13 protein-coding genes, 1 tRNA gene and 1 rRNA gene are annotated in these 17,037 nt (G+C 39.0%); 3 read left to right on the forward strand and 12 right to left on the reverse strand.

All coding sequences use genetic code 11. The features are described 5' to 3' along the window. Positions 1-50: 50 nt before the first annotated feature. The 4 genes from mukB to cmoM are packed head-to-tail and all read right to left on the reverse strand — an operon-like array spanning position 51 to position 7,386. The gene (gene mukB, locus AACV33_RS14435; RefSeq protein ID WP_182700356.1) at positions 51-4,523 is read right to left on the reverse strand and encodes a chromosome partition protein MukB; all 4,473 of its coding nucleotides are present in this window, start codon (positions 4,521-4,523) and stop codon (positions 51-53) included. Next, positions 4,520-5,263, reverse strand: coding sequence for a chromosome partition protein MukE (mukE, locus tag AACV33_RS14440; RefSeq protein ID WP_017023137.1), 744 nt, complete (start codon positions 5,261-5,263; stop codon positions 4,520-4,522). Before mukE ends, mukB begins: the two co-directional genes overlap by 4 nt. After that, positions 5,244-6,581, reverse strand: a complete 1,338-nt coding sequence (mukF, locus tag AACV33_RS14445) for a chromosome partition protein MukF (protein ID WP_017023136.1) — start codon at positions 6,579-6,581, stop codon at positions 5,244-5,246. Before mukF ends, mukE begins: the two co-directional genes overlap by 20 nt. A gap of 25 nt (positions 6,582-6,606) precedes the next feature. Beyond that, complete coding sequence (cmoM, locus tag AACV33_RS14450; RefSeq protein WP_017023135.1) at positions 6,607-7,386, reverse strand: tRNA uridine 5-oxyacetic acid(34) methyltransferase CmoM; 780 nt, start codon at positions 7,384-7,386, stop codon at positions 6,607-6,609. Positions 7,387-7,520: 134 nt separating this feature from the next. Here cmoM and elyC point away from each other — a divergent pair, with 134 nt between their 5' ends. Beyond that, on the forward strand, positions 7,521-8,384 hold the full coding sequence (gene elyC, locus AACV33_RS14455) for an envelope biogenesis factor ElyC (protein ID WP_017023134.1): 864 nt from the start codon (positions 7,521-7,523) through the stop codon (positions 8,382-8,384). A 75-nt stretch (positions 8,385-8,459) separates the two neighbouring features. On the opposite strand, the gene kdsB is transcribed toward elyC, so the two are convergent. Genes kdsB through AACV33_RS14480 form a run of 5 tightly spaced genes read right to left on the reverse strand, consistent with a single transcriptional unit; the run spans position 8,460 to position 14,465 of the window. Then, positions 8,460-9,209 carry a 3-deoxy-manno-octulosonate cytidylyltransferase gene (kdsB, locus tag AACV33_RS14460; protein WP_182700357.1) on the reverse strand — a complete coding sequence of 250 codons (750 nt, stop codon included), beginning with the start codon at positions 9,207-9,209 and terminating at the stop codon, positions 8,460-8,462. Then, the gene (locus AACV33_RS14465; protein WP_017023132.1) at positions 9,191-9,388 is read right to left on the reverse strand and encodes a Trm112 family protein; all 198 of its coding nucleotides are present in this window, start codon (positions 9,386-9,388) and stop codon (positions 9,191-9,193) included. Before AACV33_RS14465 ends, kdsB begins: the two co-directional genes overlap by 19 nt. Beyond that, positions 9,369-10,376, reverse strand: coding sequence for a tetraacyldisaccharide 4'-kinase (lpxK, locus tag AACV33_RS14470; RefSeq protein WP_065612151.1), 1,008 nt, complete (start codon positions 10,374-10,376; stop codon positions 9,369-9,371). Before lpxK ends, AACV33_RS14465 begins: the two co-directional genes overlap by 20 nt. Next, positions 10,376-12,124, reverse strand: coding sequence for a lipid A ABC transporter ATP-binding protein/permease MsbA (gene msbA / locus AACV33_RS14475; RefSeq protein WP_017023130.1), 1,749 nt, complete (start codon positions 12,122-12,124; stop codon positions 10,376-10,378). Before msbA ends, lpxK begins: the two co-directional genes overlap by 1 nt. A 34-nt stretch (positions 12,125-12,158) precedes the next feature. Beyond that, on the reverse strand, positions 12,159-14,465 hold the full coding sequence (locus tag AACV33_RS14480) for a DNA internalization-related competence protein ComEC/Rec2 (RefSeq protein WP_065612150.1): 2,307 nt from the start codon (positions 14,463-14,465) through the stop codon (positions 12,159-12,161). Positions 14,466-14,471: 6 nt separating this feature from the next. On the opposite strand from AACV33_RS14480, the gene AACV33_RS14485 reads away from it, so the two are divergent. After that, positions 14,472-14,996: a DUF2062 domain-containing protein gene (locus AACV33_RS14485; protein WP_012552039.1), complete on the forward strand. Its 525-nt coding sequence runs from the start codon at positions 14,472-14,474 to the stop codon at positions 14,994-14,996. Between the two features lie 272 nt (positions 14,997-15,268). Then, positions 15,269-15,436: a hypothetical protein gene (locus AACV33_RS14490; RefSeq protein ID WP_017023128.1), complete on the forward strand. Its 168-nt coding sequence runs from the start codon at positions 15,269-15,271 to the stop codon at positions 15,434-15,436. A gap of 62 nt (positions 15,437-15,498) precedes the next feature. Here AACV33_RS14490 and AACV33_RS14495 read toward each other — a convergent pair whose 3' ends face one another. The 3 genes from AACV33_RS14495 to rrf all read right to left on the reverse strand — a co-directional run bounded on the left by AACV33_RS14495 (position 15,499) and on the right by rrf (position 17,036). Further along, a complete protein-coding gene (locus AACV33_RS14495; RefSeq protein WP_065612149.1) occupies positions 15,499-16,419 on the reverse strand; it encodes a manganese-dependent inorganic pyrophosphatase in 921 nt (306 codons plus the stop codon). 362 nt (positions 16,420-16,781) lie between these two features. Then, a tRNA-Trp gene (locus AACV33_RS14500) sits at positions 16,782-16,858 on the reverse strand. Between the two features lie 62 nt (positions 16,859-16,920). Further along, positions 16,921-17,036, reverse strand: a 5S ribosomal RNA gene (gene rrf / locus AACV33_RS14505). Position 17,037 lies beyond the last annotated feature (1 nt).

Below are 17,037 nucleotides of genomic sequence, written 5' to 3' on the forward strand. Positions count from 1 at the left end.
AAATGGCAGTCATTTCTGACTGCCATTTTATTTACAAACTTAACTCACTGTTACTCTGCAATCTCTGCTTCTTCCAGTGTTTGTTGAGTTCGACTTGCCGCTGTTTCTTGTCCAAAGCCTTTCAAGCCAACCACATGAACGTGCTCGCGATCTTTGAAGATCTTACGAACCAGCTTATAAGTCGTCCCTTTTTCTGGGCTAATGTTTTCTGGTGCCGCGATTAATAATTGCATATCCAGGCGCTCACATAACTCGAATAGGGTCGCGATAGATTTACCATCTAGACGCGCCGCTTCATCCAAGAACAATAGACGACAAGGCATAATGTCTTTACTACGAAGACGACGAGATTCATCTTCCCAACTTTGGATAACCATCAGTAGGATCGCTTGACCTGTACCAATCGCTTCACCTGTTGATAATGCACCCGACTCTGCTTGTAACCAACCATCAGTACCGCGATTTACTTCAATATTTAGTTCTAAGTAGTTACGGTAATCCAGTAACTCTTCACCCAATGTTTGCGGTGAACGTTGACCAACATCGATGTGTGGGTTGATACGTTGGAACAATTTCGCAATCGCTTCAGAGAACGTAAAGCGGGGGTTACCAAATAAGTCTTGGTGCTGTGCTTGATGCTCAGACAGACCAGCAAGTAGCATCGCATGGGTTTCACGGATACCTACGTTTAGACGAACCCCCTTAACTTGACCAAAACCAATTTGAGATAAGCCTTGGTTTAGCATGCGAATACGGTTTTGCTCACGTTGAATCGTTTTACGAATAATACTCGCCACACTTTCAGAGCTTAATGCTAAGCGATTTTCACGAGACGTTAGTTCTTCAGTCAAACGACCAAGCTCTGTTTCCATCTCTTCAATTGCTTCAACTGGATCATCCGTATGAATGATATCTTGGCGAATACGCTCACGAAGATGTTGATAAACAGCAATGTAGAACAGAACTTTACGCTCTGGCTTACTTGTGTCTTCAGACGCTCGTAATGAATCACGTAAGTCTTCATTATCAGCGACAGCTAGACGAAGCGCACCCAATGATTTATCCGACATTGAACGCAGTTCTTCCGCACTTAAATACGCCAATTCACGTTTATGCAGACGACGCTCAACATCATTTTCACGAGCTAAACGTAGAACTGAACACCAACCCGCTTTTGCATTAACCACAAAGGTACGTAAATCTCGGTACAGTTTTTCAACTTTACGAGATTGTTTAACTAAGCCTTTAATCTCAAGTTCGTTTGATGTGATGCCTTTTTCAAGCTCACTCTTACGACCACGAGAACTGTGTAGACGCTCGTTTAATTCGCCCTTACGAACTTCAGCACGCTCTAGCGCACTTTGGTCTGCATGAACACCAAACTCTTGCAGTTCACGCTTAAATTCTTGAACCGTTTCTTGTTTCGCTTGATGTGAGCTCTTCAGCGACGCCATTACTTGGTTGTATTGGTTTGCTTGAGCTTGTGATTGTTTTTGTTGCCCTTTCGCTTTAGTTCGCGCTTGTTCTGCTTGTACTAATTTAGCTTTAAGTTGTTCATTTAGTTCACTGCTCTTATTAAGCAATGTGACTGCATCTTCATAACCAAAATGATGACGACGCTCGACTAAATCAGAAATAGCAAACAGTTGAGCTTTAATACTTTGCAATTGTGCATCAATTTGCTCATGTTCAGCTTTTAATGCATCAAATTGCTCAGGATCCACTTCTAATGCACGTTGCAGGTTTTCTAATTCTGCAATCGCTTTGCCATTTTGACGTAAGAAACTTTCGGCTTCTGATACTTGCTCAACTTGCACACTGATCTCTTCAAAGCGCTCAGTGATGGTTTCATCTTCAAGCACGTTGATGTGTGGTGCAATCTTAGCTAATTGAGACAGAGCCTCTTTTGACGCTAAAATTTGAGATTTATGTTGTTGCTCAGTCGCTACCAATTCATTTAATTGACGGCTTGCTTGTGATAATTGCTCACGTGCTTTTTTCAATTCAACTTCTGGATCGGCATCAAACGCGACTGCTAGGTGTGTTGATACAAAACCATTAAAGCTTTGGTATAGACGTTGCAGTTTTTGTGAATCAAACGCGGCTTTCGCGTGCTCTTCAACGGCAATTTCACGCTCTTCACGTAATGTGTCTAAACGCTGCTCACGAGCGGCACGACCAAACAATGGCAGCTCAGGGAAACGAGAATAACGCATTTGGCGATCATTTAGATGAACACAAACGGCATTCTCCATTTCATCGGCATCAAATACGCTGTCATCAAACGCATCAATATCGCCTTCAATGATATAAAGATCATCTGGGCAATCATCAAGATCAACCAATTTCTCTTTAATACCAGATAAGTCAGAAACAACAATAGCATGACGAGCTGGGCCATAAAGCGAGCTGAAATACGGTGCATCACTTAATGTGATATCGTCATAAATTTCAGAAAGCAGTACGCCACCTAATGTATCCGCAAGACCTTTAAGACGAGCATCACCACTACCACCAGGGGCAGCTAAGCGTTCAATTTCACCATCTAACTCTTCTTTACGAGTAGCAAGACGATCTTTATTGGTTGAAAGTACACGTTCGTTTTCTAGCGTTTCTTGCATTTGGCTGATAACCATATGGCTATCTTCTAACTCAACACCGCATTGGTCATTCAGTTTATGCAACGCATCATTACCTGCGATCCATTTTGGCGCAATGGATTCTAAGCGCTGAGTTTCAGAACGAAGTTGCTGTTCTTGACGTTTTAGCTCTGAGCGTTTATCTATAATGTTTTCTTGTTGCTCTTGAACCGTCTCAAGCATCTCTTCATGACGAGCTTGTTCTTCTTCAAGTATGATTTCAGAATCAACCGTGATGTTAAAGCGTTTTGCGTATTCAGCCGCTAATTCTTGAGCTTGGCGTTGTAAACGAACCGCACGCTCTAAATCTTTGTACTGTGCTTTAAGTTGCTCTGCACGCTCTGCAATATTGCTGAACTGGCGAGCTTGTTCAATTAACGCTTTTGCTTTATCTGACGCTTCGCTGCGCTCAACATGACCTGCAATTGAGGTAACTAATGCCAAGCCACGTTCAAATTGTTGAACCGCCGCAGAAGACAAATCCAACTTATGTTTAATCGCAAGAAGTGCGGTTGTTTGTCGATCTTCTTTTGCTTTTAACTCAGATTGAAGATCAATTGCATTGTTTTGCGTTAGTTCATCATTCGCTGTTAACTGTTGTGCTTTTTCAAGAGCTTTAACGGCTTGTTGATATTGAAGCGCACGAGTCTGCTGCATATCCAACGCTTGTTGGTAATCGGCAAGTTGTGTTTTAAGGCTATCAACTTCTTCTTCTGTTAATTGCGCTTGCTCTTCTGACATTGCAAGCTGTTCAGCGGCTTCTTCCACCACCATTACTTGCTCTTCTAAACGCTCTGTCAGCTCTTCTAGATCTTCAGAATAACGCTCAATCTTCTCTTGTTGGCGAACAGCTGTTTGCACTAATTGAAGATGATCAGATGCAGCTTGATAATCTTGCTCTAAGCCTGACTCAGAATCCGTTAATAAGCCTAATTCATTCTGCATATTATTCAATACAGAAGATAAACCCACCAAGCTACTTTGTGCGTTCATTAACTCAACACGGTGCGTTAATGTTTGCTCTACTTTCTTACGGCGATCATTTGCATGACGCATGTAATCAGACGCAACATAGTTGGTTGATTCAGTAATTAAGTGCTTAAATAAATCACGATCAGTCTGCGTGGTTTTAATCGCTTCTAACGTCATGCGGTTTTCACGCAGTGCCGCTTCCATGTCTTGGAACGCTTTTTTCACACCACCATTCTGAGGCAGTAGATAATCACGTAGAGAACGCGTGATTGCACTTGAGATACCGCCGTATAAAGACGCTTCAAGTAAACGATAGAACTTAGAACGATCACTTGTATTACGAAGTTTTTTAGGTAAAACACCGTAATCAAACATTTGTGCGTGGTAATCCGTCACCGAATTAAACGCTTTGAACTGAACACCTTCATAACCAGCTACAATGTCTTTTACTTCATTGATTTGACGAACACGAGCTTGATTATCAGACACTGCCTCGATCATTAAATCGGTTGGTTTTACATGACTTGGCAAACCAACAATAATGAACGGTTTGATGTCTACTTTCTTATCACGGCCAGCAACCTGTTGTAATTTAACCGCAAAAAGAACACGTTGATTACGTGAGTTTACAACGTCTAGTGCGGCATAACATGCACCCGGCTTTAATTTACCGTGTAAACCTTTATCACGAGACGCTTGTGAGCTACCCGCTTCGGTTGTATTACGGAAATGAAGTAATGATTGATCTGGAATTAGAGTCGTAATAAACGCGGCCATTGTGGTCGATTTACCGGCACCGTTACCACCAGAAAGCGTCGTTACTAGATTATCAATATCAAAGGTACGCGCAAAAAAGCCGTTCCAGTTAACCATGGTGAGTGATTGATATTTACCACGTTCAATCATGCTCATGCATCACCTTCCAATTCTAATTCATGCTGCTCTTCTGCAGATGTTTCACTTAATTTTTCATTTTCATCAAGATCGAAGCTAGATTGACTCGATTCTTCATTGTGAACCACAACGGCTTCACCATCGCGGATCAAGCGTAATTGTGCTTCTTTCATATCATCATTAGAACGAACATCAGCACCAAAGCGGAATACGGCTTCACTGATACGGAATTTACCTTGTTCGCCAACTTGAATGATCATACCAAGGCGCTTTAAACGACGCAGTGAAGTACGAACTTTATCAAATAGCTTTTCTTTATCTAAATCTGAACCTGATGCACGGTTTGTTACTAATTTCATTAACTTTTGTTCATCAGCTAACACTAATAGCTCATCAAACAGCTCTTGGTTAGTAAAGATACCTTCATGAGCCAAACGCTCAGGACTTAGGTATAAGAAACACAATACTTTACCAACAAGCATATCAACTTCAGCTAATACACTACGAGCAATTAAAGACGTTGAACGTGGACGCAAGTAAAAGAAGCCTTCCGGTGCTTTTACTAATTCAGCATGATAGCGTTGGTAGAACATACCTAACTCATGCTCAAATTCACGTAACAACGCATGATTATCTAAATCTTCGCTGGCAATATGGCGGCCAGAACGCAATAAACTGTCTAATGCTGGGAATAATGGATTAGCAATCGCTTTTGCTAACTTCTCAGGCATAAATTCTTCAATATTTGTCAATGACATTTGCTTGTACCTTCGCACCGAATTCGTTAATAGACTGCCAGTCAGGTTGAACGGCTTGGAAATCGGCTTCTGAATAACCGAGACGCACCGCTTGATCTACCACTAAACGGGCAAGATCAAAGTGCTGAGAATGAGGATGAATCGCTAGATAATCTTTAAGTATCGTACCTAACTCAATCGCTTCACCAGTGTCTTTATGACGTTGTAGCATTTCACTAACCTGTTCTGCTAAGAGATCCGCAATAACGGTCAGCTCTTCAAATTCCATTTCTTCAGGAACAATGCCTGTTACTTCGTCATCACGTAGCATAAGAGCTTCATCACGCATATCATGTAAACGCTCTGTATCTGCGTACGTTAATAACCATGGCGCATCAAAATACCCTTTTACAGAATCACGCAGACGCTGACTAAAGGCACGGTTTTTATCCATATCAATTGCAGTACGGATAAATTTATGTACGTGTCTATCGTAGCCAATCCATAGATCGATAGCTTGTTGTCCCCAACTCACAATACGATCCAACTTCATTTGTAATGAATACAATAAGGCGTCGATAAACTCTAACTCTTCATTACCATAAACAATTTCTTGAATATTCAGTAATTCAGTTTGAAGTTGATCGCCCGCCGCTTGCAGTGAATCTTGTAATTCACGTAGGTTACCGGATGTTTCATCCAATAGCTTTTCACAACTTGAAATCGCTTCACGCCAATTTTGATTTAACAGCTCAGCGATTTCTTCTTTTACTGATTGCTGTTGTTCATCCATTACTCGTTGGTTTAGATCGATACGATCAAAAATTTCACCAACAGAGTATTTCAAAACACCAAAAACATTTTTACGCCAATGTTTTGCTTCTCCGCCTTTTTCTGCGGCTTGTGATGCTTTTTGAATTTCTTCCGCTACCATCGCCAATTGAATAGAAAGCTTCAATTTAGAGAATTGACGATGACGAACGTAATAGTCGGTAATACCAATCGCTAATGGCGTGAGACGGTAGATGTTCATTCCATCCGTACTTTCACCACTAAAACGGCTAATTAAACGTTGTTTTACTAATTCATTGATTGCATTGTTCGCACGAAAAGCAATGGTGTCATTGGATTGTCCAAATAACCCACTAATGATTCCAAACGCATCGTGAAGTTCACCTTCACCCAGTTCATCATCAAATCTTTCATTACTGAGAACAGCAATGGCCAACAAAAATGCCAAACGCTCGGTCGGCAAGTTCAATGAGAAATCGTGCTGCTTTACCCAGCCAACCAGTTCATCAACGGTTTGGTCTGTAACAGCATTAGAAAACTCACTCATTGTGTATCCTTTGTGTACATCATTATTATTTTCTCTTCGCCCATACGTGAATATAACGACCAAGAGACAGATAAGGTTCTTGACGGCATAACTGTTTTTCTAGCTTCAGCACGTCTTCGATTTGGTAATTCCCCATATATTCCATGTTACCGATGTAATCATGAAAAGAGCGAATACCCGATTTTCCCTTTATTTCATACCCAGAATCTTCAATCCACTGATAAACATCATGTGGCATCAACCCTTTTTGTGGTTGTAACTTAAACCGTTTTCGATGTGGCATGCCATCTAAAACATGAGGAATATTGCCACAAATCACATTTTTCAATACTAAACCATGGTGATTATAAAACATAATAGAAGCATACCCACCAGATTTAACTTGTTTCAATAAAATATCCAATGCTGTTTTCGGATCATCTAGCCATTCCATCACGGCATGGAAGAGTAGAATATCAACCTTACCGACTTTATGCTGTTCAATTTCTTGTACTGCCGAATGAATAAATTGATACTGAGACGATAAACCATTATCTTCGACCGACTCTTTCGCTAATGTTAGCATTTCTGAAGATATATCACACAAAGTCACTGTATGACCCTGCTTCGCTATTAATTGCGATATTTGGCCTATTCCTCCACCAGCATCTAAAACCATAAGTGGCTTAGAATTTGCTTTAGTTTCAGCTAAGATGGTTTCCATATCTTGCCATACAATAGTTTGACGGATCTCGCCTTTGTCAGAACCATAAATGTTCTTTGCAAATTTATGGGCGATATCATCGAAGTTACGGTCTTTATTCACAGTGGTTAAGTTATGGTACTATCTATTGGAAACAAGCATTGTCGCATAAGAGCTCATGGAAGTAACAGCATGACGCGGTTTTTTGCTCTCAAGTGGTGATTTTTCATTCTATATAAGCGGTAATAGTCAAAAATATGTTTGAGTTAAAGAAGTTTGTATCATCAATGCTTATGCCCCTACCTGGACTTCTCCTAATTGGGTTCATCGGCTTATTCATTTTATGGTTTTCAAAAAGGAAAGGATTTGCCTCTTTTTTACTGACTCTGTCTCTCGTTGGGATCTTCTTGCTGTCTTTTCAGCCAGTCACAACGCCATTATTAAAATCAACGGAACGTATGTATCCCTCTTTCATCGCACCGGATGTGCCTGTTGAATATGTTCTTGTTCTTGGTAATGGCCATGTTGTAGATGATGAAATATCACCTATCTCTGAATTATCTCGTGCTGCAGTCATGCGATTAACTGAAGGGATCCGCATCTATCGTATGTATCCTGGCGCAAAATTAATTCTTTCCGGCTATAGTGGCGGAACGACCGTCAGCCATGCTCGTATGATGGCTCGTGTTGCACTCTCATTAGGAGTGAACAAATCTGATATTCTTCTATTAGAAAATGCTCGAGATACTCATGAGGAAGCCATTCAAACACTTAATTCGGTAGGGAACAGTAATCTTGTTCTTGTTACCTCAGCAAGCCATATGCCACGAGCAATGGAAGAGTTCCATAATTTAGGCCTAAAGCCGACACCTGCTCCAACGAACTATTTAGCGCATTCAGAAATAAAACAACCTTGGGAGAAATACGCCCCTAAAGCCAAATACCTAGAGCAATCCGAGCGTTTCTGGTATGAACAAATGGGTCGTTGGTTTATGGATCTTAAGAACCTTTTGATTGCAAAAGAAGAACAAGCACAAGCCTCTGATAAAATTGGACTTGAAGATGTTATAAATAAAGTCGATGACATTAAAAATTCATTGCCCTTATCAAACGATAAATAACCTCCATTAGATAATAAAAAAGCACGCCCTTTATTTAAAAAGGTTCGTGCTTTTTTTATCTCTAAAGATAGATCACTATAACGCTAAAATAGCTCGGACTTTATCTAGATCTTCTTGTGTATCAACACCTGCCGCTGGCGCTTCTTTTGCCACCGCGACATGAATTTTTTCACCGTACCAAAGTACACGTAATTGCTCTAAGCATTCTATTTTTTCAAGTACACTTGGCTGCCAATTAATGTAAGTATTAATAAATCCTGCACGGTACGCATAAATGCCGATATGACGCAACAATGGATTCGCCGTTAATGCCTCTCCTTTTGTAAAAGCATCACGGTCCCAAGGGATTGCAGCACGACTAAAGTACAACGCATACCCTTCTGCATCGGTAACGACTTTCACAGCATTAGGGTTAAATACATCCTCTTCTTCATCAATTGTCACGGCTAATGTTGCCATTGGTGCAATTGAGTCAGCTAAATTTTTAGCTACTTGTCGAATGATACTTGGTGGAATAAGCGGTTCATCCCCTTGTACATTCACTACGATTTCATCAGAGGCTATACCACATTTATCAATGACTTCAGCTAAACGCTCAGTACCTGATTCATGATTCGGAGACGTCATGCATACATCGCCACCAAACCCTTTCACTACTGCTTCAATACGAGAATCATCTGTTGCGATAATCACACGATCAGCACCCGCTTTCGATGCTTGTTCATATACCCATTGAATCATTGGCTTGCCACAAATATCAGCAAGAGGTTTACCTGGTAAACGAGTCGATTGATAGCGAGCAGGGATTATGACTGTGAACGACATGACTCAACCTCTTCCATTGTCATACGACGAGCTTCTGGTTCGATCATCACTGGAATGCCTTCTTTAATCGGATAAGCAAGACGATCAATTTTACAAATAAGCTCTTGCTTATCTTTATCGTAATTCAATTTACCTTTACACACAGGACAAGCTACGATTTCAAGAAGACGATAATCCATATTGTTCTTTTACCTCTATAATTTTATTTAATATCTGTTGTGCTTTTTCTTCTGGAAACGAGGCATCAACAGGTAAATACCACCACGATGATTCTGCAAAAGATTGACACTTAACGGCATCTTTTTCCGTCATTATCAATTGCTCACCATATTGCATTAAATTTTTAATTTCTTCTGGTTCGAACGCTTTATGATCCACAAAGCCTTGCGTATGTACAACATCAGCATTAAGTGATGCTAACGTATCAAAAAAACGGGGCGGGTGACCTATTCCAGCAAAAGCAACAAGCTCACCTAAATTTGACACTGATTTTTTTTCACCAGTAACTAAATTAACCGCTTTACTTGGCTCTAATGTCATCGCTATTTCATTTGTCTTTGGTTGTTCGCCGTTACAAATCAAGAAATCGACACTAGCTAATCGTTCGAGACCTTCTCTGAGTGGACCTAAAGGAATAAATGCTTGATTTCCAAATCGACGCTTTCCATCTATAACAATAAACTCGACATCACGTTGTAACGCATAATGTTGTAAACCATCATCAGTAATAACGATATCCACCCCCTGCTCTTCCAGCATTTTAACGGCTTCACTCCGAACTGGAGCGACAGCAACATGGGCTTTAGTCCGTTGTTTTATTAATACTGGTTCATCGCCAGAAATATCGGGGGTTGTCGTATTTGATAATAGGTAAGGATAATGCGGTGCTTTCCCACCATAACCACGAGAAGCAACACCAACCTTCATTCCTTGTAATTGAAGCTGTTCAACTAACCAAACGACAACAGGCGTCTTACCATTACCACCAGCCGTTATATTACCAACAACAACAACAGGAACTGACGATTTATAAGCCGTTTTTTTTCCAGTAAAATAATCCAGTTTTTTCTTGTTTGCTACATATTTAAATAAACAACTCAGTGGCCACAATAGCGGCCACATCAATTTACCTAAAATATGGTTATCAAACCAAATTTTCTCAATCATTAATCACCAAATTGGATTCGATGCAATTGGGCATAAGCACCATCGTGAGCAATCAATTCTGCATGAGTACCACGCTCAACAACTTCACCTTCATCAATAACAAGGATCTGATCTGCACTTTCAATCGTCGATAAACGGTGCGCAATCACAAGAACTGTTTTGTCTTTTTGAAGCTCGTCTAACGCAGATTGAATCGCTTTTTCTGATTCAGTATCCAATGCAGATGTCGCTTCATCAAGAATTAGTACGGATGCATTTTGTAATAGAGCTCGAGCAATGGCGATACGTTGACGTTGTCCACCGGATAGACTCGCGCCATTTTCACCAATCATCGTATCAAAACCATCTTCCATCTTATTAATGAAGTCAGACGCATAAGCAAGCTCTGCCGCTTTCTCTATCTCAGCTCGAGTAAATTTACCTTCGGACGCATACGCAATATTATTCGCAACACTATCATTAAATAAATGCACATTTTGAGAAACTAACGCAAAATGCTTACGAAGATTCGTTAATTTATAATCTTCAAGTCCATCGCCATCTAACGAAATAGTACCCGAATCTACATCATAAAAACGTGTGAATAAATTAGCAATCGTACTTTTACCGGAACCTGAACGTCCAACTAATGCAACTGTTTTTCCGGCTGGTAAATCAAAACTAACACTACGTAATGCTGGTCCTTCAGACGTAGGATAAGTAAACGTGACATCTTCAACTTTAATATCACCATTCACTTTATCTTTAACAACCACACCGTCATCTTTCTCTTTATCCATATCCATCAGTTCAAACAACGTTTGACATGCCGCCATACCTCGTTGGAAATCAGACGTTACGCTTGTTAATCCTTTTAGTGGACGTAATAAGCCGAACATTGCAGAGAACACAACCGTAAAGGTACCAGGAGTTAGCGTTTCTTTAATTGAATCAACACTTGCTAGATATAAAACCGTAACTAAAGCAAAAGAAGCAATCATTTGAATAATAGGATTCGCTAAACCTTGAGCAACAACCATTTTCATATTTTGTTGACGCATATGGTTACTGATCGTATCAAAACGTTCAGATTCAACTTTTTGACCACCATAGCTTAATACCACTTTATGACCTTTAAGCATTTGCTCTGAAGTCGCAGTTAATGAACCCATGGCTGTTTGCATGTTCTTACTGATTTTTCTAAAACGTTTTGAGACATTACCAATAGCGAAAGCCACAACAGGTGCAACAACAACAAGTACTAAAGACAACTGCCAACTGTTCCAAAACATCAAGCCAAGTAAACCAAGTATGCTTGCCGATTCTCGCACAATATTAACCAAAGCTTTACTGGTTGCAGAAGCCACCTGCTCTGAATCATAGGTAATACGAGATAATAATCGACCTGTAGATTCTTGATCAAAATAACTTACAGGCATATGCATAAAATGATTAAAAATATCACGGCGAATTCGCATTACGACATTACTCGCAACCCAACTCATGCAATAACCAGAAACAAAGCCACTGAAACCACGAATAAACATCATAGCTAAGATGATAAATGGCATTTTTTTCAAGAAATCTGAATCCGCGTTACCAAAACCTTCGTCTAAAAGTGGTTTTAGTAATGAGATCATATAAGTATCACTTAATGCATTAATGACAAGGGCAAAAACTGCAACCCCTAGCCCCGCTTTATACAGTGAGATATGAGGCCATAATCGTTTAAACGTTGCCCATGTAGATTCGTCTTTTTCAATAGTCATAAGTACTTATTCTTCATATACAATTACCTTTATTCTACTCTGTATTTAAGTTATCGCCAAATAGCTTTCTGTACCAAACGTGGCTATTAACGGTTGAATAACCTTTAATGAGTAGTTTTTCATCAGAAGCCGTTATTCGTATCTGTCCTAGTTGTGCAGTATCTAACCAATCAATATTCTTTACTTTATGTCTTTCTTTAATCTTTTTACTCGGCAGATCCCAAGGGGTAAACAAGCCACTAGAGACCACTGCAATCTTTCCCCCCATCTCTTTTACCCAGCGCTCAGTCGACGATGAATTAGAACCGTGGTGAGGAACAAGAAAAACATCTACCTTATTAAATTCATTTTGATTTAAGATCAACATTTCTGAAATTGAATCAATATCGCCAGTAAATAAAAACACCCATTTATCAACGGTAAGTTTAACAACACAAGAATGAGGATTGTAAGCCCTTTTAACTAATGTTGGCGGCCACAATACTTCAAACTCCATCATGCCCTCTTTCCACTCAGTTCCCTTTACGCAAGGTAAAGCCTTTGAATCAACTTCACTGCGCCTTACCCACCTAGGTGAAAAATGAGTTAAAAGGTAATCTTTCCCTCCAGAGTGATCACCATCAGAATGACTCAAGATCAAGCCATCTAAGGTTGAAATCCCTCTTTTGTGTAAAATTGGTTCAATTACACTCTCTGCGATACTTCCATTATTCCACTTCATTCCCGTATCATAGAGTATGGTCTTATCCTTTGATTCTATAAGAATAGCTAATCCGTGCCCAACATCTAAAAAATCAACTTGCCATTCAGGTTTTGATTTAGTTACCGCCATTAAGATCATCAATAGAACAAATATTGGCAATATAATTTTAAAAGAGAAAAAGACCATTAATCCTAGGAAAATAATAAGACTAATAATAAATAAACTTATGTTACTTGATAATGATATCCATGACCCTTCAACTGATTCAGCTAAGTGCCATACAGGCAAAAGAGAGAGATCACTTAACTGCCACAATCCTTTAAGCCACTCGCTATCAGCAAAGCTGACAACAACAGCAAACAAAGTTATAGGTACAGTGACCATACTGACCCAAGGAACGGCAATCAAGTTGATTAATGGAGACAAAAGGCTTACCCCTCCAAAAAAATAACTTTGCACCGGAAGTAAAAAAACAAACAAACCAAATTGCACGGCAAGTATCTGTAATATTTTAGTTAAGCGAGGAGATTCCGTATTTTTTATGTATATTTGATAAATATGCAGTGTCGTAAGTACCGTTAATACCGCAGTAAAAGAAAGCCAGAAACTCATAGAGAGTGCGGAAAAAGGATTTATAACTAAACAAAGTAACACGCACCACAATAAAATCTGATGCTTAGGCCATACCGTTCGAGTCATTAATAAACTAGAAACAAATAAACAGGCAATCAGAGCTCTAACCGTAGGTAAAGAAAAGCCGGCTAACCAACCATAAAAAATGGCTAATGCACAACCACTAAAAAGAGGTAGCCATTGCGTTAAGCGTCGTTGAAGAATGTACCGTCCCAGTTTTCCTAACCACCAACCTAACCCGTAAACAAAACCAATATGTAAACCAGATATAGCAAGTAAATGAGCTAATCCAGAATTACGTAACACTGTCCAATCATCAGCGGATATATTACCTTTATATCCAAAGGACAAAGCAAGTAGCAACGGTTGAAACTGTGCTTCGATTGTTTGTTCATATACTTGCAAAAACCATTGAGAGCGGTAACTTTTATTTTCTTCGAATAAAGTGGCATTCTTGATTTTTCCGTAAGCATGGATCCCTTTCGATAACGCGTAATTTTCTAGTTTATATCCCGTTTCGTTATGACGCCCTATTGGAGGTCGAAGTCTAATATCAAAAAGCCACACATCTCCTTGTTGAAATAAAACCGCTTCATCTCTGTTAAGCATCTTCTTTTTATAATCGCGGATTGATAAGCGAAGTAAATGAGTCCTCATATTAGATAGAGATTTACCGTTAATTTCTTTCACTTGAACTAAAATAGAAGAAGTTGGTTCTTTAAACGCAATTAGACTTTGAATTTCACCTTTGATGGTAATATCATGCCCTAGGCTATATATTTCCTTATTTGCACTTTTGTAACGCTCTATATGTAATGCCGATATTACAAGACCGAGCAGTACACCTTGAATGATTCTCATTTTAGACATGCGAAAAGTAACTATATAGCCAAAGTAACATATAACAACTAAAGTAAAGGGCATGTTTGTCGGCCAATAGGCTGACGACAAAAGAATAAGAATCACGACAACGCCTTTTAGACGTACGTCATTTAATAGAAGCATAAACTTATGCCAAGAAAATTTATCAAACGTTTTTTACCAAACCATGAAACCATTAAGCGCCAAAAAGCATTAAAAATATTTGGTAATGTTTTATATAACCCCAATTTATGGTGTTTAAATCGTCGCTCTGCTGCTGGCGCTTTTGCTGTTGGACTATTTATGGCCTTTGTTCCTCTTCCTAGTCAAATGATTATGGCAGCAGGACTCGCTATTATATGCAGTGTAAATTTACCACTCTCGATCGCATTAGTTTGGGTAAGTAATCCAGTGACCATGCCAGTATTATTCTATGGCGCGTATAAAATTGGCGCATGGTTACTATCTACTCCTCCACAAAACTTTCATTTCGAACTGTCTTGGGAGTTTATTGGGTCACAAATGTCAACAATAGGACCTCCATTCCTATTAGGTTGTGCTGTGTGTGCCATATTATCTTCGTTAATCGGCTACTTTGGTATTCGTGGTCTGTGGCGTTATTCTGTCGTTCGTAGCTGGAACAAACGTACTCGACGCTTAAATATTAATCGTTAGACAATTTATCTCTTTTCCTTTCTAACCTCCTAATACTGACAGCAAATATTTGCTGTCAGTTCACATATTTTTATTTTATAAATCCTCAAGCGATCGACTTACTTTTTGTAACAGTAAATTTGAACTCAATCTCACAAATGGATCATATTTAAAATAATGATTTCAAGTACTATCCCATTAAAGGAAGATGTTCTATAAGTAAGAATAATCTTACAGAACAACCATTATAAAAATAGAAACACAGCCTTATTTGCTTGAAATAGGATAAAGAAATGGATCATATTGACGAATGCCCAAAATGTTACTCTCACGAGTTACTCATTTCTGACAATGCTCAAACCATCATTTGTTCAGAGTGCGGAGTTATAAAAAAAGAAGGAATTGAAATAGGAATACCGAATAACTCGCCACAAGAAATAGAAATATTAGAAGCTTCTTAACAAAAAAGCCCATACATATAATATGTATGGGCTTTTTTACTTATTAACCATGTTTATAGTTATTATGCGAAAACTTCTTGCAATTGAGGAACAATTTGCTTCTTACGGCTAAGAACACCATCAAGCCATACTCGTCCATTTTCAGTAACTTTACCGTAAGCTTTTGCTGTTAGTTCTTCATTATCACTGATTACTAATAATTCAGAACCTTCTTTCATGATATCGGTCAAAAGTAGAATCATCGTATGACGATTACCCTCAACTTTCATCACTGCAATATCCGCTTCTAATTCTTCTTTAATATCATCAAATACTGAAAGATCGATAACTTCAAGTTGACCAATACCAACAAGCTCACCATTCATATTGAAATCTTTAAAGTCTCGCATAACAAGATCACGTACAGGTGTACCTTCAACTGCCGATTTCACCTTAAACATTTCCATGCCTAATGCTTTAAAATCGTCAATACCAGCGATTTCAGCTAATGCTTCAACACATTTAATATCAGCGGTTGTGCATGTTGGTGATTTAAAAATAACAGTATCACTCAAGATTGCACACAACATAATGCCAGCAATATTCTGAGGGATCTCAACTTGATAAAAATCATACATCATCTTGATAATTGTATTACTACAACCAACAGGACGAATCCAACACTCTAAAGGTGTAGATGTTGTTAAATCTCCTAATTTATGATGATCAACAATACCTACAATGGTTGCTTCTGCAATATCATCAGGTGCTTGAGTTAATTCTGAATGATCGACAATATAAACTTCTTCACCAGCATAGCTAGTTTTAAACTCTGGAGACTCTAAACCAAACTTATCAAGGATGAATGCTGTTTCAGGAGAAAGTTCACCTAAGCGAGCAGGAATAGCTGCTTCGCCAATTTGATTTTTTAAATAAGCAAGTGCGATTGCACCACAAATTGAATCTGAATCTGGAATTTTATGACCCACTACATACATTGACATTGTATTACTCTCCTTTAAATATGCCGTTATTCTACCAAATTAGGGGCATTTGAACACAGAAAGTATCAATAGAACTGAAACTATCTATGATGCCAATAATGAATACATACGTTAATCACCACTTTAAAAATACTAAAATAGGCATATTAATTACAATGAATTATTAAGTGCCAATTAGTGTGGGCTATGTTTAATGTAGAATAAGCTTGTAACATTCATCCTTGTAGATAAACATTCCTACACGCACCTACCTAAGGTGCGTTTTTTTTATCTCATAAACCTTCTTGTTAGATATGATTTTTTAATTTAAGATTTATTAAAAAACAAAAAAAGGCCTTAGCATTTCTGCTAAGGCCTTAATATGGCAGGGGTGGAGAGATTCGAACTCCCAACACGCGGATTTGGAATCCGCTGCTCTGCCAGTTGGAGCTACACCCCTAAAATTATTTTAAAGACTTAATTCTGTCTAATTTACTTTTTATTAAAAGTAAATAAATTCAAGCCTGGCGATGTCCTACTCTCACATGGGGAGACCCCACACTACCATCGGCGCTATTACGTTTCACTTCTGAGTTCGGCATGGGATCAGGTGGGTCCATAACGCTATGGTCGCCAAGC

The organism is Aliivibrio sp. SR45-2 (assembly GCF_963890165.1).
Taxonomy (GTDB): Bacteria; Pseudomonadota; Gammaproteobacteria; order Enterobacterales; family Vibrionaceae; genus Aliivibrio; species Aliivibrio salmonicida.

Bases quoted from the DNA above. Each gene is read 5' to 3' on its own strand.
- mukF (WP_017023136.1), bottom strand. From the start codon at position 6,581: ATGAGTGAGTTTTCTAATGCTGTTACAGACCAAACCGTTGATGAACTG.
- elyC (WP_017023134.1), top strand. From the start codon at position 7,521: ATGTTTGAGTTAAAGAAGTTTGTATCATCAATGCTTATGCCCCTACCT.
- AACV33_RS14490 (WP_017023128.1), top strand. From the start codon at position 15,269: ATGGATCATATTGACGAATGCCCAAAATGTTACTCTCACGAGTTACTC.
- AACV33_RS14480 (WP_065612150.1), bottom strand. From the start codon at position 14,465: ATGCTTCTATTAAATGACGTACGTCTAAAAGGCGTTGTCGTGATTCTT.
- AACV33_RS14465 (WP_017023132.1), bottom strand. From the start codon at position 9,388: ATGGATTATCGTCTTCTTGAAATCGTAGCTTGTCCTGTGTGTAAAGGT.
- mukB (WP_182700356.1), bottom strand. From the start codon at position 4,523: ATGAGCATGATTGAACGTGGTAAATATCAATCACTCACCATGGTTAAC.
- lpxK (WP_065612151.1), bottom strand. From the start codon at position 10,376: ATGATTGAGAAAATTTGGTTTGATAACCATATTTTAGGTAAATTGATG.
- mukE (WP_017023137.1), bottom strand. From the start codon at position 5,263: ATGTCATTGACAAATATTGAAGAATTTATGCCTGAGAAGTTAGCAAAA.
- AACV33_RS14495 (WP_065612149.1), bottom strand. From the start codon at position 16,419: ATGTCAATGTATGTAGTGGGTCATAAAATTCCAGATTCAGATTCAATT.
- msbA (WP_017023130.1), bottom strand. From the start codon at position 12,124: ATGACTATTGAAAAAGACGAATCTACATGGGCAACGTTTAAACGATTA.
- AACV33_RS14485 (WP_012552039.1), top strand. From the start codon at position 14,472: ATGCCAAGAAAATTTATCAAACGTTTTTTACCAAACCATGAAACCATT.
- kdsB (WP_182700357.1), bottom strand. From the start codon at position 9,209: ATGTCGTTCACAGTCATAATCCCTGCTCGCTATCAATCGACTCGTTTA.